This is a genomic window from Providencia stuartii, assembly GCF_029277985.1.
GTDB classification, from domain to species: domain Bacteria; phylum Pseudomonadota; class Gammaproteobacteria; order Enterobacterales; family Enterobacteriaceae; genus Providencia; species Providencia zhejiangensis.
In genome coordinates, this window is sequence record NZ_CP119546.1 from 690,366 (window position 1) to 714,078 (window position 23,713).

At 45.6% G+C, this 23,713-nt stretch carries 18 protein-coding genes; 16 read left to right on the plus strand and 2 right to left on the minus strand.

Annotation, left to right across the window (positions count from 1 at the left end):
• Nucleotides 1-34 precede the first annotated feature (34 nt).
• The 8 genes from pglX to P2E05_RS02995 all read left to right on the plus strand — a co-directional run bounded on the left by pglX (nucleotide 35) and on the right by P2E05_RS02995 (nucleotide 16,659).
• A complete protein-coding gene (gene pglX, locus P2E05_RS02960; protein ID WP_004249344.1) occupies nucleotides 35-3,676 on the plus strand; it encodes a BREX-1 system adenine-specific DNA-methyltransferase PglX in 3,642 nt (1,213 codons plus the stop codon).
• Nucleotides 3,676-6,345 carry a BREX-1 system phosphatase PglZ type A gene (pglZ, locus tag P2E05_RS02965; protein ID WP_004249345.1) on the plus strand — a complete coding sequence of 890 codons (2,670 nt, stop codon included), beginning with the start codon at nucleotides 3,676-3,678 and terminating at the stop codon, nucleotides 6,343-6,345. Before pglX ends, pglZ begins: the two co-directional genes overlap by 1 nt.
• Nucleotides 6,346-6,543: 198 nt before the next feature.
• The gene (gene brxL / locus P2E05_RS02970; protein WP_212637590.1) at nucleotides 6,544-8,598 is read left to right on the plus strand and encodes a protease Lon-related BREX system protein BrxL; all 2,055 of its coding nucleotides are present in this window, start codon (nucleotides 6,544-6,546) and stop codon (nucleotides 8,596-8,598) included.
• 43 nt (nucleotides 8,599-8,641) lie between these two features.
• Nucleotides 8,642-11,293 (plus strand): TrlF family AAA-like ATPase, encoded by a 2,652-nt coding sequence (locus P2E05_RS02975; protein ID WP_276123003.1) that lies wholly within the window; start codon nucleotides 8,642-8,644, stop codon nucleotides 11,291-11,293.
• 154 nt (nucleotides 11,294-11,447) lie between these two features.
• Entirely contained in the window at nucleotides 11,448-13,598 is a 2,151-nt protein-coding gene (gene mobH, locus P2E05_RS02980) for a MobH family relaxase (protein ID WP_004249348.1), read from the plus strand.
• 48 nt (nucleotides 13,599-13,646) lie between these two features.
• Nucleotides 13,647-15,467: a conjugative transfer system coupling protein TraD gene (gene traD / locus P2E05_RS02985; protein WP_109023850.1), complete on the plus strand. Its 1,821-nt coding sequence runs from the start codon at nucleotides 13,647-13,649 to the stop codon at nucleotides 15,465-15,467.
• 9 nt (nucleotides 15,468-15,476) lie between these two features.
• The gene (locus P2E05_RS02990) at nucleotides 15,477-16,037 is read left to right on the plus strand and encodes a hypothetical protein (RefSeq protein WP_004249350.1); all 561 of its coding nucleotides are present in this window, start codon (nucleotides 15,477-15,479) and stop codon (nucleotides 16,035-16,037) included.
• The gene (locus tag P2E05_RS02995; RefSeq protein ID WP_004249351.1) at nucleotides 16,024-16,659 is read left to right on the plus strand and encodes a DUF4400 domain-containing protein; all 636 of its coding nucleotides are present in this window, start codon (nucleotides 16,024-16,026) and stop codon (nucleotides 16,657-16,659) included. The genes P2E05_RS02990 and P2E05_RS02995 overlap by 14 nt, the downstream gene beginning before the upstream one ends.
• A gap of 26 nt (nucleotides 16,660-16,685) precedes the next feature.
• Here the strand turns inward: P2E05_RS02995 and P2E05_RS03000 are convergent, their stop codons facing one another.
• Entirely contained in the window at nucleotides 16,686-17,273 is a 588-nt protein-coding gene (locus P2E05_RS03000; RefSeq protein WP_004249352.1) for a hypothetical protein, read from the minus strand.
• Between the two features lie 13 nt (nucleotides 17,274-17,286).
• A complete protein-coding gene (locus P2E05_RS21595; protein ID WP_004249353.1) occupies nucleotides 17,287-17,526 on the minus strand; it encodes a hypothetical protein in 240 nt (79 codons plus the stop codon).
• 35 nt (nucleotides 17,527-17,561) lie between these two features.
• Here P2E05_RS21595 and traL point away from each other — a divergent pair, with 35 nt between their 5' ends.
• The 8 genes from traL to P2E05_RS03040 all read left to right on the plus strand — a co-directional run bounded on the left by traL (nucleotide 17,562) and on the right by P2E05_RS03040 (nucleotide 23,611).
• Nucleotides 17,562-17,843: a type IV conjugative transfer system protein TraL gene (gene traL / locus P2E05_RS03005; protein ID WP_004249354.1), complete on the plus strand. Its 282-nt coding sequence runs from the start codon at nucleotides 17,562-17,564 to the stop codon at nucleotides 17,841-17,843.
• The gene (locus tag P2E05_RS03010; protein ID WP_004249355.1) at nucleotides 17,840-18,466 is read left to right on the plus strand and encodes a TraE/TraK family type IV conjugative transfer system protein; all 627 of its coding nucleotides are present in this window, start codon (nucleotides 17,840-17,842) and stop codon (nucleotides 18,464-18,466) included. The genes traL and P2E05_RS03010 overlap by 4 nt, the downstream gene beginning before the upstream one ends.
• Nucleotides 18,447-19,346 (plus strand): TraK domain-containing protein, encoded by a 900-nt coding sequence (locus tag P2E05_RS03015; protein ID WP_346727916.1) that lies wholly within the window; start codon nucleotides 18,447-18,449, stop codon nucleotides 19,344-19,346. Before P2E05_RS03010 ends, P2E05_RS03015 begins: the two co-directional genes overlap by 20 nt.
• A gap of 2 nt (nucleotides 19,347-19,348) precedes the next feature.
• Complete coding sequence (locus P2E05_RS03020; protein ID WP_004249357.1) at nucleotides 19,349-20,638, plus strand: TraB/VirB10 family protein; 1,290 nt, start codon at nucleotides 19,349-19,351, stop codon at nucleotides 20,636-20,638.
• A 74-nt stretch (nucleotides 20,639-20,712) separates the two neighbouring features.
• Nucleotides 20,713-21,285, plus strand: coding sequence for a type IV conjugative transfer system lipoprotein TraV (traV, locus tag P2E05_RS21600; RefSeq protein ID WP_004249358.1), 573 nt, complete (start codon nucleotides 20,713-20,715; stop codon nucleotides 21,283-21,285).
• Nucleotides 21,282-21,668, plus strand: coding sequence for a TraA family conjugative transfer protein (gene traA / locus P2E05_RS03030; protein ID WP_004249359.1), 387 nt, complete (start codon nucleotides 21,282-21,284; stop codon nucleotides 21,666-21,668). Before traV ends, traA begins: the two co-directional genes overlap by 4 nt.
• Nucleotides 21,669-21,888: 220 nt before the next feature.
• Nucleotides 21,889-22,680, plus strand: a complete 792-nt coding sequence (locus P2E05_RS03035; protein ID WP_036973704.1) for a type IV toxin-antitoxin system AbiEi family antitoxin — start codon at nucleotides 21,889-21,891, stop codon at nucleotides 22,678-22,680.
• Entirely contained in the window at nucleotides 22,673-23,611 is a 939-nt protein-coding gene (locus P2E05_RS03040; protein WP_276123004.1) for a nucleotidyl transferase AbiEii/AbiGii toxin family protein, read from the plus strand. The genes P2E05_RS03035 and P2E05_RS03040 overlap by 8 nt, the downstream gene beginning before the upstream one ends.
• The last annotated feature ends 102 nt before the right edge of the window (nucleotides 23,612-23,713 follow it).

The following is a 23,713-nucleotide window of genomic DNA, read 5'->3' on the forward strand; positions in this document are numbered from 1 at the left end:
CAGCGTAGAGACAGAATAAGAGGCACAAGATCATATGAATACGAACAACATTAAAAAATACGCACCAAAAGCGCGCCGCGAATTTATGGATGCGGTAGCGAAACGATTAAATACCTTTGGTATCACCGCGAATAAAAAGGGCGAGCTACAAATTACAGAAGCGAATCTACAAGGTTCTGTGCTTCAAATCGCCGGTAACAGTTTTGACGGTAAACTGGCGGAGCCCAGAAAACGCATAGTGGCCAGAAGCCAGAAACTTGGATATGCACAACTTATTGAACAAGTAGCTTATACCTGGTTCAACCGTCTGTGTGCTATTCGCTATATGGAAATCCATGACTATCTAGGCCACGGTTTCCGTGTTTTGTCGCACCCAGACAACCCTAAAGGCTTTGAAATTATCGACCATGCGCAAGATGCTGCGGATGAACTCGGGTTAGATAGAGCTCGCATTATCGAACTCAAGCTTGCGGGCAACAAAGACGAAGAGCTGTATCGTGAACTGCTGTTGGGCCAGTGCCATAAGCTTCATGAGGCGATGCCTTTCTTATTTGATGCATTGGATGATGAAACAGAGCTTCTGCTACCAGATAACCTAATGCGTACCGACTCCATTCTGCGTGGATTGGTAGACGGCATCCCTGAAGAGGACTGGCAACAAGTCGAAGTGATTGGCTGGCTATACCAATTCTACATTTCTGAAAAGAAAGATCAGGTAATGGGTAAGGTGGTCAAAAGTGAAGACATCCCTGCCGCTACTCAGCTATTTACACCTAACTGGATTGTAAAGTACCTGGTACAAAACTCAGTCGGTCGTCAATGGCTGCAAACCTACCCAGACTCTGCCATTAAAAGCCAGATGGAATACTACATTGAGCCTGCGCAGCAATCTGACGAAGTTAACCAACAGCTAAAGGCTATTACGCCAGAAACTATTGAACCTGAAACCATCAAAGTACTTGACCCCGCTTGTGGTTCGGGCCACATATTGATTGAAGCCTATAACGTGCTAAAAGCCATCTACGAAGAGCGTGGTTTCCGCTCACGTGATATTCCAAAGATGATCCTGGAGAACAACCTCTACGGCCTAGACATAGATGATCGTGCAGCACAGCTATCTGGCTTTGCGCTGATGATGATGGCGAGAGATGACGACAAGCGTATTTTTACCCGTAATGTGCGACTCAATGTACTGTCATTGCAGGAAAGTAACCATATTGATCTGCCGACCTTATGGAAAGCACTCAACCTATCGGGAAGTTGGCAAAACGGCACATCACAAGGCTTGTTCTCAGATGAAGAACAAGATTTAAGCTCGTTCAATGCAGACAACCGCTACCAACTGTTGACGCGAACATTGGCAAGATTTACTCAAGCCAAGACCTTTGGTTCTTTGATTGATGTTCCAAGCGATGAGTATGAGCAGCTAAAAGAGCTATTGAGCACGCTTGTAGAGCTTCAAGAGTCAGGCGACTCAATGCAAAAGCCAGCAGCGAAGCAATTGATAGAATTTGTTCATCAGTCATTGGTACTGTCGATTCGTTACGATGCGGTTATTGCTAATCCTCCCTATATGGGAGCAAAAGGAATGAATGCAGATTTGAAAGAGTTTGCTAAGAAACAATACCCAAATAGTAAATCAGACTTGTTTGCCATTTTTATGGAGCGAGCATTTAAATTGCTTTCTCAATATGGATTTAATGCTCAAATAAATATGCAGTCATGGATGTTTTTGTCAAGTTATGAGCAGCTAAGAAGCAATTTATTGGAAGACCATACATTTATTACAATGGCGCATTTAGGTGCTCGGGCTTTTGGTCAAATCAGTGGTGAGGTTGTTCAAACTACCGCATGGATTATTCGAAATAAGCACATTAAGAAATACCAGCCTACTTTTTACAGGCTTATTGAAGGCAATGAGGAAGAAAAACAAAAAGCATTATTAAGTCGAGATTTTGAATTTTCAATTACAAAACAAGATGATTTTAAAAGGATTCCGGGAAGCCCGATTGCTTATTGGGTGTCAGATAATGCAAAAATAAGCTTCTCTTGGGGAACATTGGTAAGCTGTAACTATGAGTTAATTCAAGGAATGATAACTGGGAACAATGAGCAGTTTGTCAGGTCATGGGTCGAGATATCAAAGAGTAAGTTTAGCTATTTTTCCAATAATACTGATTGCTGGGTTCCGTACAATAAAGGCGGCGAAGCACGGAAGTGGTATGGAAATCATGAGCTTGTTGTTGACTGGAGAGATGAAGGACTATCATTTACCAGAAATCGTGGAACTAACAGTCACTTGTACTTTAGAGAGTACGCTTCTTGGAGCTACTTAAATTCAGGATTTCCTGCTGCAAGACTATACCCAGATGGCTTTCTATGGGATGTTCATGGCTCTGGTGCGTTCCCTCTAAATGGAGTTAATCCTAAAAAGCTAGTGGCATTACTTTGTTCAAAAGTTGGAGCCTATTTGCTATCAGTTCTTAACCCAACGATGAGCTTCCAAGTCGAAAATATATCCGCATTACCTTGGAATGAAGAAAAACTGGAAGGTATTAGCACTTGTGATTTAGAAGAGGCTGTAAAAATAAGTAAAGAAGATTGGGATTCTCATGAGGTTTCTTGGGCATTCTGTAATTTGAAAATTGTTTCTATAGATAATAACTCAAAGAAAGTTGAAGAATCAGTTGATGCGGTATTTTCTTACTGGGAACAAAAAACGCAAACTTTAAGGCTTATCGAAGAACGTATAAATACATCACTCATTAAAATCTATAACCTTGAGAGTGAACTCAGCCCAGATGTTCCACTTGAATCTGTCACTCTTACTTGGAATCCTGCTTATGTATACGGCCCGAAAAAAGTAAATGAAGAAATTATGAAGCAACATGTTTCGGGCACCATGACAGAGCTAGTTTCGTACTCAATCGGCAATATGATGGGGCGCTACTCTCTTGACAGAGAAGGGTTAATATACGCTCACTCTGCTAACGAAGGATTCGACAAACTCGTTGCAGAAGAAGTTTATAAAACCTTCCCAGCTGATGAAGATGGAATCATTCCGTTAACTGACCAAGAATGGTTCAAAGACGACGCAACCAATCGTTTCCGTGAGTTTGTCCAAGTTGTTTGGGGTGAGGAATACTTACAAGAAAACCTCGATTTTGTCGCTGAATCACTGTGCTTAAACGCCATAAAACCAAAAAAATCTGAATCAGCACTGGAGACGATTCGCCGTTATTTATCGACTCAGTTCTATAAAGATCACCTGAAGACTTACAAAAAGCGCCCTATTTATTGGCTGTTTAGCTCAGGCAAACAGAAGGCTTTTGAGTGCTTGGTGTATTTGCATCGTTACAACGAGGGCACGCTTTCTCGTATGCGTACCGAGTATGTTACCCCGTTACTCGGCAAATACGATGCGTATGCAGAGCAGCTTGAGAAGCAGATTGAAACGGCCGACTCGACCAGTGAAGCGAACCGCTTCAAGAAAGAGTTGGATGCCTTAATCAAGAAACAGGTCGAACTACGAGAGTTTGATGATAAGCTAAAACACTACGCCGATATGCGTATTTCACTGGATCTGGATGATGGCGTGAAAGTGAATTACGGCAAGTTTGGTGATCTGTTGGCTGATGTTAAGGCCATTACCGGTTCGGCCCCGGAGGTTAACTAATGCAGATTAGCGAACTGGCACAAGGTGTCGCTGCCAAGCTCGAACAAAGCCGCATTGTGTTTTGGTACGACCCAGAGCAAAGCTTTACTGAAGAGCTTGAGCATTTAGCTAATTCTTTATCGCTTGCAAAAGAATCAGGTGATAAAGCGGCAGATATAACTGCCAGAGTTCTGCCAAATGATTTGACTATCCTCAATATGGGCAATGAGTCCGTATTGGCAGTGAAAAAACGTATTGAAGTGGATGAGCGTGAAGCTAAATTCCTTATCTATTTTCCAAGCGCTGAGCCAGAGCCTGACCGCGATTGGTTGCTGGACGTGCGTTTGTATAGCGAGCAGTTTTTTGCTGATCACAGCTCAATGTTGCTTAATGAGCTGGGTATTCCGAAAATGGCGCTTCGCACGTACATTCGTAAGCGCCAGAGTTTTTTTGCCAATAAACAGCGCATAGCCGGTTTAAAAAAGTGGGTGACTGAGAACGAAGACGAACTGTCGTTAGACAGGAAGATGATGGCAGTGGTTGTAAAAGCTGATTCTGCGTCTTTGTCGGACATTCTGCTTGGGTTACTACGCGAGTATGCGGCTTATATCGAAGATGAAAGCCTTGGCCAACCTTTATGGAGCCAGCTAAGTAAGTTTGATCTTGAGACCTCACTCTGGGCCTATCTGAGTGAGGGTTTTGGTTATACAGTCGAAGAGCCAACCTTCTCAGACTTCGTGTTGAAATTATTCTGTACTGAATTCTGGAGCCAAATTGAAGGTGTTGAACGCGATTGGTTGCTTAACAATGTTCTAAAAAGCGCTTCAGGCCGGGCAACAGCCTTGGCGTTTATGGTGAGCTGGCGCGACAGCCGCTCTTTCGCCGCTTACTACGAAAGCATCTCTAAGGTGCTAAGCCAACAGTTGGAAATTTCGGCTCGTGCTGGCCAGTACCATCCGGTTGAGCTTATCGAATGCGAAACGTTCGAAGCTGTGGAGCAGGCCATAATCCGTGGTTTAGTTCGTGATTTGCTCGATAGCAGTAAAGCGCTAGACCGAGTTCAGTTTGATACGGTCTTATCAAGACGTCTTGCTAGCCATTGGACATTATCACGCAAAGAATATTTCGCAATTTATGAAGCTATCCGCAACGCTGAAGAGTTAATGCACTTGCGAAATCGCTATGTGGATGGGTTCCACTTTGATAACGCGAAAGCAATGTACGACGCCTATACCACAGACATTTATCGCTTTGACCAGGCTTACCGTTTGTTCAATGAACATGTGCACTCTGTATTGAGTAAAGGTGCGGACATACTGCGTCAGCTCGACGACGAAGTCGAAAGCATTTATACCAACTGGTACTTATATGAGCTTGGCCTTGCCTGGGATCGTCACTTGGCCAATGAGAAATTACTTGAAAAGTGGCAGATTTCTGGCGTACCGCACCAGTATAACTTCTATGAAAAAGAAGTTCGCACACGACTGAGTCTGAAACAGACAAAACGCGTGTTTGTGATCATCTCTGATGCCCTGCGTTTTGAAATTGCGAATGAGCTTGGCGCTATCATTAACAACGAGAAGCGATTTAAGGCTGAGGTGTCTACGCAGTTGGGCGTTTTGCCGAGTTATACCCAACTTGGGATGGCGGCATTATTGCCTCATAAGGCGCTCAGTTACCAGCCAGAGCAAGGCACGGCTGTTTATGTGGATGGTATTTCTTCACAGGGTTTAGACAACCGCAACGCCATCCTACAGAAGGTAGGTGGTATGGCAGTGAGTTCTAAGGAACTGATGAGCTGGAGTAACCAGGAGGGGCGTGACAAGGTTCGAGACGTAGAAGTCGTTTATATCTATCACGATACCATTGATGCGATTGGTGATAAGGCTGCAACTGAAGAAAAAACGTTTGAAGCCTGTCGTAGTGCCATTGAAGAGCTAAAAGACCTCGTTGGGCGGGTCATCAACCGTCTAAACGGCAGCCGAGTTGTGATCACCGCTGACCATGGCTTCCTCTTCCAACAAAAAGCACTTGCAGCGGCTGACAAAACCTCGTTGAAAACCAAACCTGCTGGCGCGATAGAAGCCAAGAAACGTTATATCGTTGGTAATAACTTGCCTTCAGATGAAGCCTGTTGGAAAGGCTCAATAAACGATACGGCTCATGGCTCTAGTGGCTCTTCATATCAGGCAGAGTTCCTACTTCCAAAAGCGGCTCAACGCTTCCACTTCGTTGGTGGTGCCAAGTTTGTGCACGGCGGAGCGATGCTACAGGAAGTCTGTGTACCGGTACTGCATGTGCGCGAGCTACAAAAAGAACAAGCAGCAAAACATGAGAAACAACCGGTAGGTGTTGTAGCAGCCACTCAGCCCATTAAATTAGTAAACAATATCGACAAGGTCAGATTTATTCAGACAGACCCTGTAGGCGAGCGTTTTGTCGCACGGTTGTTGGATGTCTATATCGTCGATGCACAAGGTAATGAAGTCTCCAGTCGTGAAACGATTAACTTTGATAGCGTGAGTAAAGTGATGGATGAGCGTACTCGCGAAGCTAGGTTAAAGCTTATTGGCTCTCAGTTCGACAGGAACGCTCAATACACGTTAGTTCTTGAGAATGCGGAAATGAGAACGCGTTATAGCCAATACGCGGTAACCATTGATTTGGCATTCCAAGATGATTTTTTCTAAGGGTAAATATATATGAACGGTAACAACGACAAAGATTTGATTGACCATCAAGGCCAATCCGAAGAGTGGATTGGTGCAGAGCATGAAACTCCCGCAAATGTTACGCAGAACATATATGTTGCCAATATGCAAGTGAACGTAGATGAGGCTGGTGTCGAACCAGAAGCGCCTAGTGAGGTTATTCCCTCAGATATTTCCATGTCTGAAAGGGAGATTCGTGACATGAAAAATTCAGATCTCGATGGGTTGCTAAATCTGCACTTTAAAGGCCGTGTCGTTCGAAAAGATCTGACAAAGCAATTGAAAGAAGGCGCTAACGTCCCTGTTTACGTGCTGGAGTATTTACTAGGGATGTATTGTGCGTCCGATGACGACGAAGTTGTAATGCAAGGCCTTGAGAATGTGAAAAAAATCTTGGCTGAGAACTATGTCCGACCTGATGAAGCGGAGAAAGTGAAGTCACTTATCCGTGAACGCGGCACGTTTAAAATCATCGACAAAGTAAGCGTTAAGCTTAATCAGAAAAAAGACGTCTATGAAGCTGCGTTGTCTAACCTGGGGATCAAGGATGCCCTTGTACCGACCAAAATTGTACAAGACAACGAAAAATTATTAACTGGCGGTATCTGGTGCATTATTACCGTGCAGTATTTCTTTGAGGAAGGTCAGAAGACATCACCTTTCTCCATTATGAGTTTAAAACCGATACAAATGCCGTCCATGAACATGGATGAGGTGTTTTCAACCAGAAGACATTTTAGTACCGATCAGTGGATGGATGTGTTGCTTCGTTCCGTGGGTATGGAGCCAACCAACTTAGAGCATCGGGTGAAGTGGCATCTTATTACTCGCATGATCCCATTCGTTGAAAACAACTACAACGTTTGTGAGCTCGGACCAAGAGGGACAGGTAAAAGCCATGTCTACAAAGAGTGCTCGCCAAACTCATTGCTTATCTCGGGTGGACAAACAACGGTGGCGAACTTGTTCTATAACATGAGCTCGCGCCAAGTTGGGTTGGTCGGAATGTGGGATGTTGTCGCCTTTGATGAAGTAGCGGGTATTCACTTTAAAGACAAAGACGGCGTCCAAATAATGAAAGATTATATGGCGTCAGGGTCTTTTGCCCGTGGCCGTGATTCAATCGAAGCGAAGGCTTCCATGGTATTCGTCGGTAACATCAATCAAAGCGTTGAGACACTGGTGAAGACCAGTCATCTGTTGGCACCTTTTCCTGATGCCATGATTGACACTGCTTTTTTTGACCGTTTCCATTCCTATATTCCTGGATGGGAAATACCGAAGATGCGTCCTGAGTTTTTCACCAATAGTTACGGATTAATCACAGACTATCTTGCTGAATACATGCGTGAAATGCGCAAAAGAAGTTTTGCGGATGCGATCGATAAGTTCTTCAAACTCGGTAATAACCTTAATCAGCGTGATGTCATTGCTGTACGCAGAACGGTTTCGGGCTTGTTAAAGCTACTACACCCCGACGCACAGTACACAAAAGATGATGTAAGAGCCTGCCTGACCTATGCGCTGGAAACTAGACGTAGAGTCAAAGAGCAATTGAAAAAGCTTGGCGGAATGGAATTTTTTGATGTGCACTTTAGCTACATCGATAATGAGTCATTAGAAGAATTCTTCGTCAATGTACCAGAACAAGGTGGTAGCAAGCTAATTCCTGAAGGCTTACCTCGCGCTGGTGTTGTGCACTTAGTTACTCAGGGAAGCACTGGGCAGCTTGGGTTATATCGCTATGAAACCCAGATGATGGCTGGTTCTGGTAAACACTCAGTGTCTGGCCTTGGTTCGAATACCGCAGCGAAAGAAGCTGTGCGTGTTGGCTTTGATTATTTCAAAGGTAACCTGAATAGAATCAGTGCGTCGGCGAAGTTTTCTGATCATGAGTATCACCTTCATGTTGTTGAGCTCCACAATACGGGGCCAAGTACAAAGTCATCGCTCGTTGCATTGATTGCGTTCTGTTCAATTCTGATGAACCGACCGATTCAAGAGCAGATGGTTGTTTTGGGTGAGATGACTTTAGGTGGTGTTATAAATCCTGTTCAAGATCTTGCAGGCAGTCTTCAGTTAGCTATGGACAGTGGTGCAAAGCGTATTTTGCTCCCAATGGCCTCAGCCTCAGATATTCCAACAGTTCCTGCTGAGTTGTTTTCAAAATTCCAGATCAGCTTTTATGCAGATCCCGTCGATGCCGTGTTTAAGGCGCTTGGGGTTAATTGATTAGGTGTCGTTTGACGCGCCATTTTGTGGAGTAATTACAGGTATGTTTACCAAAGCTCGTTTCTTTAAATGTGCATTGCAGGTAAATCCGGCAGGATACATAAAATATCGTGGGCAACAGCAGACCATCACGGAAGATGAATATAACCAAAATCTGCTTGCGGCATCACTGGAAGCGGGCATAGAGGTCATTGGATTAGCTGATCATGGTTCAGTAGATGGTGTTGATAAAATCCGCAATCTTTTTGTTGAGAATGGGATTGTTGTTTTCCCCGGCTTTGAGATTGCGTCAAGTGAGAAAATTCACTTTGTTTGTCTGTTTGATGAAAACAAAACTTCGCAAGAACTTGAACGGATTTTGGGGCGTCTAGATTTACTTGATCCAGAGGATGGTATATTGCCGACCAACCTCACAGCAATTCAGCTGATTGATAAAGTGAATGAGATAGGTGGATTTATCTTTGCAGCACACTGCATAAATGATGATGGTGTGCTCAGTCGAAAGATGAACCATGTATGGAAACATGAAGGGTTGATGGCAGCTCAGATACCAGGCGACAAGTCGATTGAAGATCTTAAAGGAATAGAAAATGATTTCTACCGTAAGATCTTCCTCAACAAAGATCCTAACTATAAGCGCGAGCGCGAAATGGCTGCTATTAACTCCTCAGACGTTGCAAAACCAGAGGATATCAAAGCATCGGGTGCTTCTTGTTTGATTAAAATGACCAACCCTTGCTTTGCTTCCTTTAAGCAAGCCTTTTTAGATGCAGGTTCGAGGGTTCGTTTGAACTCAGATAAGCCAGAAAGCTATGCTTCGGCAATTGAGCGTATTCGATTTGTTGGTGGTTATCTGGATAGCGTCGATATTGAACTATCGGACCATCTCAATGCTGTGATTGGTGGTCGTGGAACTGGTAAGTCAACCTTGTTGGAATGTATTCGCTATGCTTTCGGATTAGAACCTAAAACACCTAACGCAATCAAACAGCACAAAAGTGTCATTGATACTAACCTTGGGAAAGAACGAGGTTTAGTTGAAATTACGTTGCGTTCATCAGTTATGCACGGTCGCAGATTCAAAGTAAGCCGAAAACACGGTAGTGATCCGGTAGTGGTTGACTCCCATGGAAATATATCCCCCTATCTTCCAACGGATATTTTGCCTGGTATAGAGCTTTACGGGCAAAACGAAATCTATGAAATGACACGAGATGAACAAAGTCGTAATCAGCTCATCGAACGTTTTCTTGAGGGCGAACATGAGAAGTTTGATGCAGATATCGCTGACGTTTTAGCAAAGTTAAAAGATAATCGAGAATCCATCAAGCGAGTCCTAGGTCAGAAAGATGACATTGAAGCAGAGATCGAGCGCTTACCTAAGTTATTGGATCAGGCAAAACAGTATCAAGCATTAGGTATTGATGAAAAGCTGGAGCTTATTCCTAAACTTGAAAAAGAAAAACAGTTGAATGATCAGATTGGTGAGGATGTTGCAAGCGTCCAACTGGCTATCGATGCGCTCAAAAACAGTTTGCCAGATACTTTGTATTTAAGTGATACCAATTTGGATGGCTTACCTCATGCTGAGCTCTTGAAGCAGCAGCGTGAAGTTTTGAATGCCCTGAAAACGGGCGTTCAGCAGACATTAATACAGTTAGAACAGCTAACTTTAAATGCAAATCAACAATTGTTACCGGTCAAGCAATCTTTATCAGAAAAGCAGCAACTTGAAGAGCAAAAACTTGAGTTGGCTTTTAAGGATATACCTGCAAGCCAGGGTAAAACTGGCCGACAAATTGGTGCTGAATATCAGACTCTGTTAAAACAAATTGAGCAGATACGCCCTAAACAAACCACCTTGCAAGATCGCCAGACACAAATTGACGAATTGTACAACTCGCGAAAGAAGCTGCTTCTGGAGTTAGAACAACATACAAGTGCGCGTGCGAGTAGTATTACTAAATCTGTTAAAAGGTTAACAAGAAAACTGGAGCAGAAGGTACGGCTCACCCTACAGCCAGAAGGTGGCCGCCAAGAACTTGTGAATTTTCTGACTGGGTGCAATTTAGAGGGGGTTGGGCCTAAACGTCTCGCCTGGGTATTAGAAGGTAACTTCTCTCCAAGCAGTTTAGCCTCGACTATCCGTCAAGGAGAGTCGGAGCTAGGACGAAAGTTTGGCATATCAGGCACTGTTGTTTCAGCTTTAATTCGTCTTTCAGAAGTAAAACTAATGGAACTGGAAGAATTGCAGTTACCGGATACCATGGCGATTGAGTTAAATGTGACTCATGGAGAACGAGAAGCTGTATTTAGGTCAATTGATGAATTATCGACGGGACAGCAGTGCACTGCTGTTTTGCACTTATTGCTGTTAGATAATCAAGACCCATTAATCCTTGATCAACCTGAAGATAATTTGGATAACGCATTTATAGCTGAGAGGATAGTCGCAGAACTACGTAGGGCTAAACTGAGTCGTCAGTTTCTATTTGCAACACATAATGCCAATATTCCGGTTTTCGGTGATGCTGAATGGATTGGCGTTTTGAGCGTAGAAGATAATAAAGGGCTAATTCTTCCAGAACAACAAGGTGCGATCGATGTTCCCAATGTTCAGGCTTTAGCCGCAGATATATTAGAGGGCGGGAAAAGTGCATTCAATCAGCGTCGTGAGAAATATGGATTCGTGTAAAGCACTATTTTGGTATTAATCACTAAGAATCAGGTTCCGCACCTTTTTGAAACCGTGAAATTAGCTCGTATGTTATTCTTCTACATGAATTATCAATCTATCTAGCCATCAAGCTCAGAGTTGAACCTTCACACTATCGTGTCGGAGGTTCACTATGTTCAAAAACCTATTTTTTCAAACCAAAGCACTACCAGAACTGTCATCTCAACTGGATGCAGACATTCCACGCTATCCGCCATTTCTGAAGGGGTTGCCTGCTGCGTCACCCGAGGATTTGCAGTCCACACAAGACGAGCTAATTGCCAAACTGCGCCAGGTACTTGGCTTCAACCAGCGTGATTTTCAAAGGTTAATTCAGCCCTGTATTGATCATCTGGCTGCTTATGTCCACTTGCTGCCAGCATCTGAGCATCATCATCACAGTGGTGCTGGTGGTTTATTACGTCATTCGTTGGAAGTTGCTTTCTGGGCGGCACAAGCAGCTGAAGGGATCATCTTTGTTGCCAGTGGCACACCGGTTGAGAAAAAAGAGCTAGAGCCAAGGTGGCGTGTCGCGGCGGCTCTTGGCGGTTTGTTCCATGATATTGGTAAGCCTGTTTCAGATTTGTCCATCACAGACGAAGATGGACGCTATCAGTGGAACCCTTTTTTAGAAACCTTATCCCAGTGGACCACTAATAACAGCATTGAACGCTATTTCATTCGTTGGCGCGACGGACGGTGCAAGCGGCACGAGCAATTTTCAATTCTGGTTTTAAACCGGGTGATGACACCTGAGTTGCTCGCCTGGTTAACCCAGCCGGGCCCTGAGATTTTGCAAGCCATGCTGGAGGCAATTGGCAATACTGATCTCGAGCATGTCCTGTCTAAATTGGTCATTGAAGCTGACCAAACCAGTGTCCAGCGAGACCTGAAAGCTCAACGAATTTCCGTTGACGACAATGCCCTTGGTGTCCCAGTCGAACGCTATCTACTTGATGCCATGAGGCGATTACTTGCCAGTTCCCAGTGGCTGGTCAATCAGCGAGACGCCAGAGTCTGGTTACGAAAATCGAATCAATCAACCCATCTTTACCTGGTTTGGAAAAGCGCGGCTAAGGACATCATTGAGCTGTTGGCCAAAGACAAGATACCTGGCATTCCAAGAGATCCCGATACCCTTGCGGACATCCTTATTGAGCGAGGATTGGCCACTAAATCCGCCTCGAATGAGCGATATGAAAGCCTTGCCCCTGAAGTGCTGATCAAAGACGACAAGCCCATCTGGTTACCCATGCTGCATATATCTGAGGCCGATTTATTGTTCAGCTCGAATGTACCAAGTAGTGTGAGACTGTTTAGCAAATCTGAGTGGGAAGCAACACGGCAAACACAAGCAGAGCCACAGAGTCGCTCCAGTGAGCATTCAGACTTGCCTGAAGCGTCATCATCAATCGAACATAGAAAATCGGATGAGTCACCATCGACAAACTCGTCCGAACAAGATGATGAACTTCGTCTTGCCAGTGATGTTAATAACCCCCAGGCAACTGAAAATGCTCCAGGTGATGGATGTGAAAAGCCTAACAATTCATATGATGGCGCTATCTCAAATAACGTAAACCAGCACGATGCAGAAGCATTGAATCTGCCTGAATCTTTGGCATGGCTCCCAGAGGCCAGTAGCGCGCTGGTTGTGGTTGGTGAACAGATACTGATCCGCTATCCCGATGCCGTAAGACCTTGGTGTGCTCCCCGAAAACTGCTTGCTGAACTCAGTCGATTAGATTGGCTTGAACTAGATCCCGCAAACCCGACACGTAAGGCCAGAACTATTACTACGAAAGATGGCGTTCAGGAGCAAGGGTTGCTGCTGAAAATATCGATTTCTAAAGGGCTTACTGCACTGATTGACCTTCCCAAACAAGACGCAGAACCGGCGGCAGCAATTCAGAACGAAGAGGCTTCACCGCGACCGAGTCGAACTGAGACAACCAATGTCCAAGCAAAAGAACCCGCCACAAGAACGGAGCGAAAGCAAAAGCCGATTGCGGCCAATGCGAACTCAAGTACCGACCCCAAACACGCGCAGCGGCAACAGATGGTTAATTTTGTGAAAGATTTGCCCATCTTACTGACCGATGGTGATTACCCAGACGTGGATCATAGTGCCGATGGTATTCGCGTCACGATTCAAACCTTACGCCAAGTCGCCAATGAGCATGGTATTCCAGCCGGACAGCTGCTTCGGGGGATCTCGGCCAGTGACCAATGCCAGTTTGATGAGGGGGAAACGGTTCTGTTTACCGCTCACGCTAAGCGTTAATCCATTTGAAATTAATCGGATTGCAAACGGTTATTTTGCGGAGCATGAATGAAAGAAAACGCATACGAGATGCCTTGGCGCACGAATTATGAAGCCATGGCAGCAGCAGGTTGGCTGGTTGGGGCCACTGGGGCGATTGCCGCAGAAATGCTGAGTGAGCTACCACCTGAGCCATTTTGGTGGATGACAGGGATTTCCTCGGGCATGGCGTTGTATCGCCTGCCTGAGGCTTACCGTCTTTATAAGTTGCAGAAGGGGCTAAAAGGCAAACCTTTGGCTTTTATGGAGCTGTCGCATTTGCAAAAAGTGATGGCAAAACATCCTGATGAATTGTGGTTAGGTTATGGCTTTGAGTGGGACCAACGTCATGCCCAACGCGCTTATGAAATCCTAAAGCGGGATAAGCAAACCTTGCTTAACCAAGGTCACGGCAAGCAAATGGGGTCGACCTGGATTCATGGTGTCGAGCCCAAAGAAGAAGATGTGTACCTGCCAGTTGGTCACACTGAGGGGCACACCTTAATTGTCGGCACCACCGGTGCGGGAAAAACACGATGCTTTGATGCGATGATCACTCAGGCCATTTTGCGCAATGAAGCCGTGATTATTATTGACCCCAAGGGAGACAAAGAACTTAAGGATAATGCCCAGCGAGCCTGTATTGCCGCCGGTAGTCCTGAGCGCTTTGTGTATTTTCATCCGGGGTTTCCAGAGCATTCGGTACGGCTTAATCCCCTGAGGAACTTTAACCGGGGTACTGAAATCGCCAGCCGAATTGCGGCATTAATACCATCTGAAACCGGTGCTGATCCATTTAAAGCTTTTGGCCAAATGGCACTGAATAACATCGTGCAAGGTTTGTTGCTTACTTCACAGCGTCCTGATCTGAAAACACTGAGACGATTCTTGGAAGGTGGCCCAGAAGGCTTGGTAGTAAAAGCCGTTACGGCTTGGGGGGAGCAGGTGTATCCGAACTTTAGTGTGGAGATCAAGCGCTTTACCGAAAAGGCCAATACCTTGGCTAAACAAGCCATGGCGATGCTGCTTTTCTACTACGAACGCATTCAGCCCGTTGCCGCCAATACCGATTTAGAGGGGCTATTGAGCATGTTTGAGCATGATAGAACCCACTATTCTAAGATGGTGGCTTCACTGATGCCGGTGCTCAATATGCTCACCTCAAGTGAATTAGGCCCACTGTTATCACCGATTGCAAACGATGTGGATGACAGCCGGTTAATTACGGATTCTGGTCGAATTATCAACAATGCCCAAGTGGCGTATATCGGCTTGGATTCATTAACCGACGCCATGGTTGGCAGCGCCATTGGTTCGTTGCTTTTATCGGATCTCACTGCTGTGGCCGGTGACCGCTATAACTATGGTGTTGAAAATCGCCCCGTAAATATCTTCATCGATGAGGCTGCTGAAGTCGTAAACGATCCCTTCATTCAACTGCTCAACAAAGGCCGTGGCGCAAAAATGCGTTGTGTGATTGCTACTCAGACATTTGCTGACTTTGCCGCTCGTACAGGCAGTGAAGCTAAGGCTCGCCAGGTGTTAGGTAACATCAACAACTTGATAGCCCTTCGGGTGATGGACGCCGAAACGCAGCAGTACATTACTGACAATCTGCCTAAGACTCGGTTGCAGTACATCATGCAAACTCAAGGTATGTCGTCCAACTCGGACAGCCCCGCGTTGTTTACCGGCAATCATGGCGAACGCTTGATGGAAGAAGAAGGCGATATGTTTCCACCGCAATTATTAGGCCAGCTCCCAAACCTAGAGTACATCGCCAAGCTCTCAGGTGGCCGCGTGATCAAAGGTCGCATTCCTATTTTAACCAGCTCTACACAAGCAGTATAAGGAGTCTCTATGCATCATTCTGTTTGTCTGAAAATGACAACACTTACCAGTAAAGAAATGCTCGCTCAGTGGCAGCAACATAACCCCCAGTTCAAGGAAGCCTTAAGACTGCTTGAAACCGACTGGCCTCATGCTTTGGCCTCGGTGTATTGCTTGGCGGACTATTTAACGGATGCGTTCACGTTAGATGGCCACTCCATCTTTGATTTGTGCCTGTGTAATGGCTTGGGCAGTTATGAAGAAGTCAGTTGTGATGATGACAGTGTACGACTGTGGCATTTCATTGAGGCACTGACCTGGACTGCCGCCAGTGCTTTAACTGGGATTCGCCTGCGTGATCCTGACCATTTCGAGTGGGCCGCCGTGGATGGTGTGTATTTCCACACCTGGATTCGTAATCGTCCAAATCGGATGGCGTATTTGGCTGAAGGACGTATTGATGTGCGTTATGTCAGTGGCCATACGACGACAAAGCGGCTTCAACAAGTGATTAAAGCCCGGATTATGACGCCAACCGTTGCAGCCATGCTGGCGCGAGTAGAAGAGGATGTTTGGCATGAGCAAGCATAAGTCGGTTTGGCTACTGTGTCTGGCACTGATGCTAGAGATTATTGCCATTGGCGTATTAGTGCCCGGTGATTGGACTGGCCGGGTCATTAGTAAAGAGAAGCAGATGATCCAAAATCAATTGGGAACTCAAACAAGCTATTGGATTGGTCAAACTAGCCATCGCTGGTATCAGTCATGGATTGTGGATACGCAGATGGAGCAATCTGTACGTGATTTTTTAATCCCCACTGAAGAACAGCGACTTCGTTCTAAAGGGATGGAGAACATGGGAGGCTTTTGGTTTGTCTGGGTAGAAGACCGTATTCAGGCATTTTTTGATGTGCTGTACCAAGTGTTCACTCGATTTGCTTTGCTGATGGTCTGGTTGCCCTTTGCGCTTATTCTCATGTTACCGGCGCTGTGGGACGGCTTGATGACCTGGAAGATTAAGAAAACAACCTTTGATTTTTCGAGCCCAATCATTCACCGCTACAGCATGATTATCCTGGGCTCAGGTGTCATTTTGCTGTTTATGGGATTGTTCGCCCCGCTGGCTATTCCACCGGTGGTGTTACCGTCGCTGATCATCGGTTTGGCATTGATGGCGGGGTTGGCGTTAAGCCACTTGCAGAAGAAGATATGAGGCCTGTCAGGCCTCATCTTGTAGAGCTAAAATCTCACGCCTACGGTATTGCCGTTCTCGTCTTCAGCAGGCAAATGGTAAGTATCAATAAGGTGGCCTTGAAGCCAAATATATTGAGGCATCCAAAAAGAGTACTGTCGTATAAGAGCCAATACTTCTTTTAACGGTTTGTTTGCATGAGGCTCGGCAAGACGGAAGTACATGAATGAGCAATAATCTCGAAAATACTCATGAAGCTCTGAATCCGATATCGTTTCTTTTAGCGGTCTGTTTTGTTCGTCGTCCTCATCAGGGGAATTGGCATAAATTTCAAATAGCTGCTTTTCAGTGAGCATCTCCAAGAAGTGGTCTTCAATTAAGACCCCATCACTGGTATCGACATCCATACCATCTTTGACATCAAAAGCCATGACACATCCAGAAGATAATGCCACTTCTGATGGTTTCAGTACGTCATTAGCTTGTACAACCTGATTCCAATGATTAAAACCAGCAGTTACTGCAATTTCATCGAGTGCTTGAGTGTGTGGAATAGATTTTTCACGTTTAAGCTTTCGTGCTTTTTGCTTTAAACGTTCAACCGTGGCAGAGGAAATGATTTTAGTAATTTGCATTGAGTTTCTCCTATTAGCGAATACGGCGCCCACTGCCGAGGTCGCAGAAAAAACCTAAGCAAAAAATAAATTTGATATGCATGTCGTCCCGTCCGGGTTTGCTAAAGTGGGCAGCTGGTCTCGACACGACCAATATCCCCATCATATCAACCGCATCAAAAAGATCAATTGTTAGTATTGTCTGAGTAGAACCCTCAAAACCTTCAAGAATTCGGCATCTAGCTGACCACTGAACCTGCCAATCCCAAGGCATTCTTCACTTCTCAATTCAAACAACGAGGAGTGACTATGGAACCTGTAAATATTCCATCCTATATCGATCACCCGCCGCACTTCCTGCTTTGGAGTGCCGATGAGATGGCTCCCATTCTGTTGGGGCTAGTGATCGGCATTTTTACCGGTAATGCCTTGGTTTTATGCCTATTGGGGTTGGTGACAACCAAGCTCTATCGGCGTTTTCGTGATGGTCGCCCAGATGGTTTTATTCTTCACGCCATCTACTGGGCTGGACTGTTGCCAACCAAAGCCAAGACGATCCCTAACCCATTTATCAGGAGCTATCTGCCGTGAAGTTCGACGTGTTTTTAAAATCATGGCAAGGCACGCAATTAGAGAACCGATGGCAACGGTTCCTGATTGTAGTGCTGGTGCTATCTAATTTGCTGCTTGCGGTAGCGGCATTTTCTCGCAATACCGTGGTAGCTATTCAACCACCAACCTTGTCTGAAACGGCTGAAGTGTCACGAAACCAAGCCACTCAACCTTACCTTGAATCCTGGGGACTTTACCTGGCTGAGCTTATGGGCAACGTGACGCCGGGTAATGTGTCTTTCATCCGGGTTGCCATTGAGCCGCTACTTTCTCCAGTGGTGTACCAGCAAGTGGTCGATGCACTGGAAATTCAGGCAAGGCAAATCCGCGAAGACCGAGTCACGCTCAAATTCCAACCCAGACAAGTGGAGTATGAGTATGAAACCGGCCATGTCTTTGTGACCGGTTATTCCTTGGTTTCTGGGCCATCTGGAGATGAGCAGCGCCAAACTCGCACCTATGAGTTTGATATCGATATTGAGCAATACCGTCCAAAACTTAGCTGGATGGATACGTATGAGGGGCAAGCTAGAACGAAGCGAGTTCGTGAAAAGTTGACCCAAGAGCAAAACCGGAGGGTGAATGATGCGAACCAAAATTAGTCGATGGATGACACCAAGCTTAATCGCAATGAGCTTGAGTGGCGTTCTGTTATCACAAGCGTCGTATGCAGACGTGGAATTGCCGATTGTGCCAGCCAGTGTGATGAAGCAGTCTGCTACTGCAAATCCACCGGTTCAAAGCAATTCGGTTGCAGCGGATACGCCAACAACGCTACTGATGACACCGGGGGTTAATGAACTGATCCCTGTAGCACTTGGTCATCTGAATCGAATTGTGACGCCGTTTGAATCGCCTCAGGTGAGAACAACCAGTGATGCTCAGACGCAAATCAAGGGGAATGTTGTATATGTAGCCACGGACAAAGAATCACCGGTTTCACTTTACATCACACCGCCTGGTCAGGAAGCGCCCGCATTATCAGTCACCTTAGTACCTCGTCGTATTCCACCGCGTGAAATCACCTTAGCTATTGATGGTCAGCAGTGGCCTATTAAGGGCGTCGTGAACCGAAAAGCCGCCACTTGGGAAACGGCTCAACCATACGTCGATAGCTTACGTGACTTACTCAGAAGCCTTGCATTAAATGAGTTACCACAAGGCTATGACATCCGTTTAGCTGGCCAAACTGACACAAGCCCGAAATGTTTTCAGCCGGGCTTAAAGTTTGGTTTTAAGCAGGGGCAAATTGTGACGGGACATTACTTCACAGTCTATGTAGGACTGGTTGAAAGCTTTGCCGATGAGCCGATAGAAGCCAGTGAAATAGCCTGTCATGCACCAGATATAGTGGCAAGCGCTTACTGGCCTCGCAATATCTTATTGCCGGGTGAAAAGACTGAGTTGTATGTGGTTGTTCGCAATCATCGTGAAGAACCAGTGGAAAGTCAGCGACCTTCGCTTTTTGTGGGAGGTAAGTAACGATGAAAGCACAATGGGAACAAATGAGCCCGAACATGAAGCGGGGTCTATCGGTTGCTGGTATTGCTGGTGGTCTGATCCTTATGGTGATGGTGTTTTCACCTAATCCTGACGATGGCTCAAGCAGTCGGAACCGGCAGGAAACGATCCGGCACATTCTTACGGATACCAATACTCGTGATGTTGGGGTCGATAGTTTGGCTGCGAACGTAAAACTACTCAGTGAGCGCAATGAACAGTTACGTCGTGAAGTTGAGCGCTTGCGTCGTGACGTCGATTCAGGACGGCTAAGCCCAGGTTCGCCTTCTATACCAAGTGAGGTCAATGCGGAGCTGGCCCGCCTTAGAGCGGAACTTGATGATGTTCGCGCAGGAGGTGATGCAGCAGTTGAAGGCACAAATAGCCGTTTTGAAGTGCCTTTATCTGCCATGGAATTACCCAAAGACGAAAAGCCTCTGCCGTCTAACCCAGACGACTATTTTGCCAATGCGCCGCTGCCTGATCCGCTCTATCAGCAGCCAGCCAATGGCCAAGGTACACGAGCACGAGATGTTCCATTGCCGCCAATCACGATTCGTATGATAGAGCCTGAAGTGGTTGCTGAACCAGAGGTTGCTGTGCAAGAAGCGCCGCCTTTGTATCTACCGGCGGGCAGCATCATCTCAGGTACTTTGATCACCGGTTTGGATGCACCTACTCACGAGTCCGCAAGACGCGAGCCTTTTCCTGCATTGCTGAGGATTCAAAAGGAAGCCATTTTACCCAACCGATTTAGAGCGGATATCAAAGAGTGTTTCTTGATCGCCGCAGGTTACGGTGATTTGAGCTCTGAGCGTGCTTATTTGCGAGGCGAGACCATTTCATGTGTGAGAGAAGATGGTGGCGTCATTGAAACGCGACTGGATTCTTATGCCGTGGGTGAAGACGGCAAAGCTGGTATTCGTGGCCGATTAGTGTCGAAACAAGGCCAGCTGGTGGCCAAATCGATGATGGCCGGATTCCTTCAGGGCTTGGCTGGCGCATTTGATGTGAATCCTGTACCAACGATTCAGACGGGTAATGCCGGTGATACTCAGCTGTACCAGCAAGTCATGAGCCAAGAAGCATTACAAGGCGCTGCGATTAAAGGCACAGGTAAAGCATTGGATCGAGTGGCCAAGTTCTATTTGGACATGGCTGAAAATATGTTCCCAGTCATAGAGGTAGACGCTGCAAGGAAAATTGAAGTCATAGTCACTCGTGGGGCCTCGTTGTCATTGGCCACTTCACAAGGGGTAGGTGCAAGAAGATGAAAAAATCCTGCATGTTGCTAACCGATCGAAGTCCGTTTCAGAGAATAAGATGTGTATCCAGAGGAGAGTTAACCATGACGACATCAATGCAGAACAACCCAAAGCACCAGTCAAAACAGTGGTCTAAAGCTGGATTACTTTTATTGGCAGTCGGCTCAACCTTATTGTCTGGCTGTAGTTCATTGGGTCTTGGGAGTAGTGAATATGGTTGCCCAGGTATGCCTGACGGTGTGCGCTGTTTATCCGCTCGTGAAGTCTATGAGCTTACCAGTAATGGCGCTGCACCCAAGACGATTGATGCTGTGGCGACTCGAATTGGTTCTCCCTCGGGGTATTCACAATCTGATTTAGAGACAGGACTGCTGAGCCATCCAGCATTACCTGAGACGCAGCAATCTGCACCTATTCGCATTCCTTCAAGGGTGATGCGAATTTGGATTGCGCCTTGGGAGGATGACCGTGGAGATCTGAATTTATCCAGCTACGTGTTTACCGAAATTGAACCGCGCCGGTGGGATATTGGGGTGTCAGCACCTCGAACGGTTTCGCCAGTGCTACGTCCACTTCAGACTCAAAGCGATTCTGCCTTAGCGGGAGCTGATGGTAAGCGCGATAACTTGAGTATCTACGGAGAAACTAACGAATGACAAATGCAGTTCGCAGCATTCAGACTCAGCGCCTAATGACCATTGGTGCGCTTGGTTTAATGGCGTTAATGATTTCGGAGCCCTCATTTGCGGGCACCGGTGGTGATGCTTTCACTGATGTGTGGGATACTCTAAAAGATTGGACCCAAGGTACTTTGGGACGGATCGTAGCGGGAGCCATGGTTCTGGTGGGTATTGTGGGCGGTATCGCTCGCCAAAGCTTGATGGCTTTTGCCTTGGGCATTGGTGGCGGTATGGGTCTCTACAACACACCAACCGTCGTTGAAAGTGTTATGTCTGCAACTTTACCTGTCGTTGCCAGCACTCAAGAAGTCATTGGCACAACAGTTCCAGCAATCAGCGCCGTCTTACTGGGCACCTGAATGTGAGCTATATTAGGCAGTTCACTTAAGGCAATCAAACTTAGGTCTACACAACATCGGGTTATTGGTGATGTTGTGTAGACCTTTTCATTTCAGCGACGCCACATTAACGAACTTGGTTTACATTATTTGGTATATTAATACCTAAAGTGTTAAAATTCCTATCGTAATAAACTATATGGTTTATACTGTTCGTGATATTCATACTTTGGGTGTTAAAATGTCATCTAAAATAAACTGGCTTATTGCTCATACTTCTCCTGGTGCGCTAGTACTTCAGCAATGGCTGACTGAAAACGGCGTGAGCTACTCGTTGGCTCAAAAGTACGCGCAGAACGGTTGGCTGAAGAAGCTTAGTTCTGGTGTGTACTATCGTCCAAATGCGCAGGGCGATATAAAGCCAACTTGGGTTGATGCCATTCAAGCATTGGATGTGCAATTGGGCGTTTCAGTTCATTTGGCTGGATTGAGCAGCTTAACTCACCAAGGACTGAGTCACTATTTACAGCTGAACAAAGAGCAAGTTTGGATTTGCGTTAAAAACAAGTCGTCCTTACCGAAATGGTTTCGTGAATTCCCTTATCAGAATTGGTTTTACTGTGGAAACCATAAGCTTGAAGTGAATCCCGAGAAGGATTTGAAAAGGATCACGGTTAAAGAGAAAGAACTCACTGTCAGCTGTGCAGAACTTGCTGCCTATGAAGTGGTAGATGCGATTGGAAAGCTGATTTCATTTGAGCATGTCGCAGAATTATTTCAGGGTTTAGTCAATCTTAGCCCTAGAAAAGTACAAGATATTCTTGAACGAAGCAGCTCTGTTCAGGCAAACCGAATATTTCTATTTCTGGGTCGATACTACGATCACCAGTGGGTCAATCGCATAGATGAAACAAGAATTAAATTGGGTGCAGGAAAGCGGCAGGTTGTCGAAAAAGGACGTTTTGATGAGCGATATCAAATCACAGTGCCAGAGATATTAAGCGTCAAAAAAGGTGAACAACATAATGGATAAAGATAGCCCATATTACAAACAGGTTTCCTTGCTCATAAGACTGCTTCCTGTGGTAGCAACAGAGACGGTTTTTGCACTTAAAGGTGGCACCGCCATTAATTTATTTGTGAGAGATTTTCCTCGGTTATCTGTAGATATTGATCTTGCTTATCTTCCACTTGAACCAAGAAATGAGGCTTTGATTAATGTCAGGGCTGCATTGCAGCGCATTACAGACAGAATCAATACTCAACCAGATATCAGAGCGGCATTTCAGGATAATAAAGCTGATGAACTGAGAATCGTTGTATCAAGTCCGGTTGCGACGATCAAAATTGAAGTGTCGCCCGTCGCCAGAGGTACATTGCATAGTGCAGAAATAATGCCAGTTCAAGAGTCTGTTGAAGACGAGTTTGGTTATGCTGAGATTCAGGTAGTCAGTCTTCCCGATCTGTATGGTGGAAAATTGTGTGCTGCAATGGATCGCCAACATCCTCGCGACTTATTTGATGTGCGTATGTTACTTGGCAGTGAAGGGATTTCGAGAGAGATTTTGGTGGGTTTTTTAACCTATACATTAAGTCACCCTCAGCCTATTAATGAAGTCATGTCGCCAAACTGGCAGCATCTGAATGAGAAATTTCAGGCAGAATTTGACGGAATGACTTTTGAAAAAGTTGAATGCGAAGACTTAGCCTCTGTTAGGCCCATGATGTTAATTGAACTGCAAAAACATTTCACAGAAAGGGATCATGCTTTCCTTATGTCATTCAAAAGAGGGCAACCTGACTGGGCATTGTTTGACTATCCTAATGCAGCAGACTTGCCAGCGATTCGTTGGAAGTTGCAGAACATTAACAAATTGGCAAAGAATCAAGCAAAACATCAAGAGCAATTAGATAAATTGAAGCAAGTGCTTGATGATTGGCTTGTTAACGCAAACGCCGAGTAATTCGTTTATAACAAACCTCAACGAGCTATAAGCCCCCTAGTTAGATTGCGATTTCTTCAATCTATCTAACCGAGTCCACATAGGACAACTGCATAGACTGGA

What these genes read in the sequence shown, in the direction of transcription:
- pglX (WP_004249344.1), top strand. Translation starts at nt 35, where the DNA reads ATGAATACGAACAACATTAAAAAATACGCACCAAAAGCGCGCCGCGAA.
- pglZ (WP_004249345.1), top strand. Translation starts at nt 3,676, where the DNA reads ATGCAGATTAGCGAACTGGCACAAGGTGTCGCTGCCAAGCTCGAACAA.
- brxL (WP_212637590.1), top strand. Translation starts at nt 6,544, where the DNA reads ATGTCTGAAAGGGAGATTCGTGACATGAAAAATTCAGATCTCGATGGG.
- P2E05_RS02975 (WP_276123003.1), top strand. Translation starts at nt 8,642, where the DNA reads ATGTTTACCAAAGCTCGTTTCTTTAAATGTGCATTGCAGGTAAATCCG.
- mobH (WP_004249348.1), top strand. Translation starts at nt 11,448, where the DNA reads ATGTTCAAAAACCTATTTTTTCAAACCAAAGCACTACCAGAACTGTCA.
- traD (WP_109023850.1), top strand. Translation starts at nt 13,647, where the DNA reads ATGAAAGAAAACGCATACGAGATGCCTTGGCGCACGAATTATGAAGCC.
- P2E05_RS02990 (WP_004249350.1), top strand. Translation starts at nt 15,477, where the DNA reads ATGCATCATTCTGTTTGTCTGAAAATGACAACACTTACCAGTAAAGAA.
- P2E05_RS02995 (WP_004249351.1), top strand. Translation starts at nt 16,024, where the DNA reads ATGAGCAAGCATAAGTCGGTTTGGCTACTGTGTCTGGCACTGATGCTA.
- P2E05_RS03000 (WP_004249352.1), bottom strand. Translation starts at nt 17,273, where the DNA reads ATGCAAATTACTAAAATCATTTCCTCTGCCACGGTTGAACGTTTAAAG.
- P2E05_RS21595 (WP_004249353.1), bottom strand. Translation starts at nt 17,526, where the DNA reads ATGCCTTGGGATTGGCAGGTTCAGTGGTCAGCTAGATGCCGAATTCTT.
- traL (WP_004249354.1), top strand. Translation starts at nt 17,562, where the DNA reads ATGGAACCTGTAAATATTCCATCCTATATCGATCACCCGCCGCACTTC.
- P2E05_RS03015 (WP_346727916.1), top strand. Translation starts at nt 18,447, where the DNA reads ATGATGCGAACCAAAATTAGTCGATGGATGACACCAAGCTTAATCGCA.
- P2E05_RS03020 (WP_004249357.1), top strand. Translation starts at nt 19,349, where the DNA reads ATGAAAGCACAATGGGAACAAATGAGCCCGAACATGAAGCGGGGTCTA.
- traV (WP_004249358.1), top strand. Translation starts at nt 20,713, where the DNA reads ATGACGACATCAATGCAGAACAACCCAAAGCACCAGTCAAAACAGTGG.
- traA (WP_004249359.1), top strand. Translation starts at nt 21,282, where the DNA reads ATGACAAATGCAGTTCGCAGCATTCAGACTCAGCGCCTAATGACCATT.
- P2E05_RS03035 (WP_036973704.1), top strand. Translation starts at nt 21,889, where the DNA reads ATGTCATCTAAAATAAACTGGCTTATTGCTCATACTTCTCCTGGTGCG.
- P2E05_RS03040 (WP_276123004.1), top strand. Translation starts at nt 22,673, where the DNA reads ATGGATAAAGATAGCCCATATTACAAACAGGTTTCCTTGCTCATAAGA.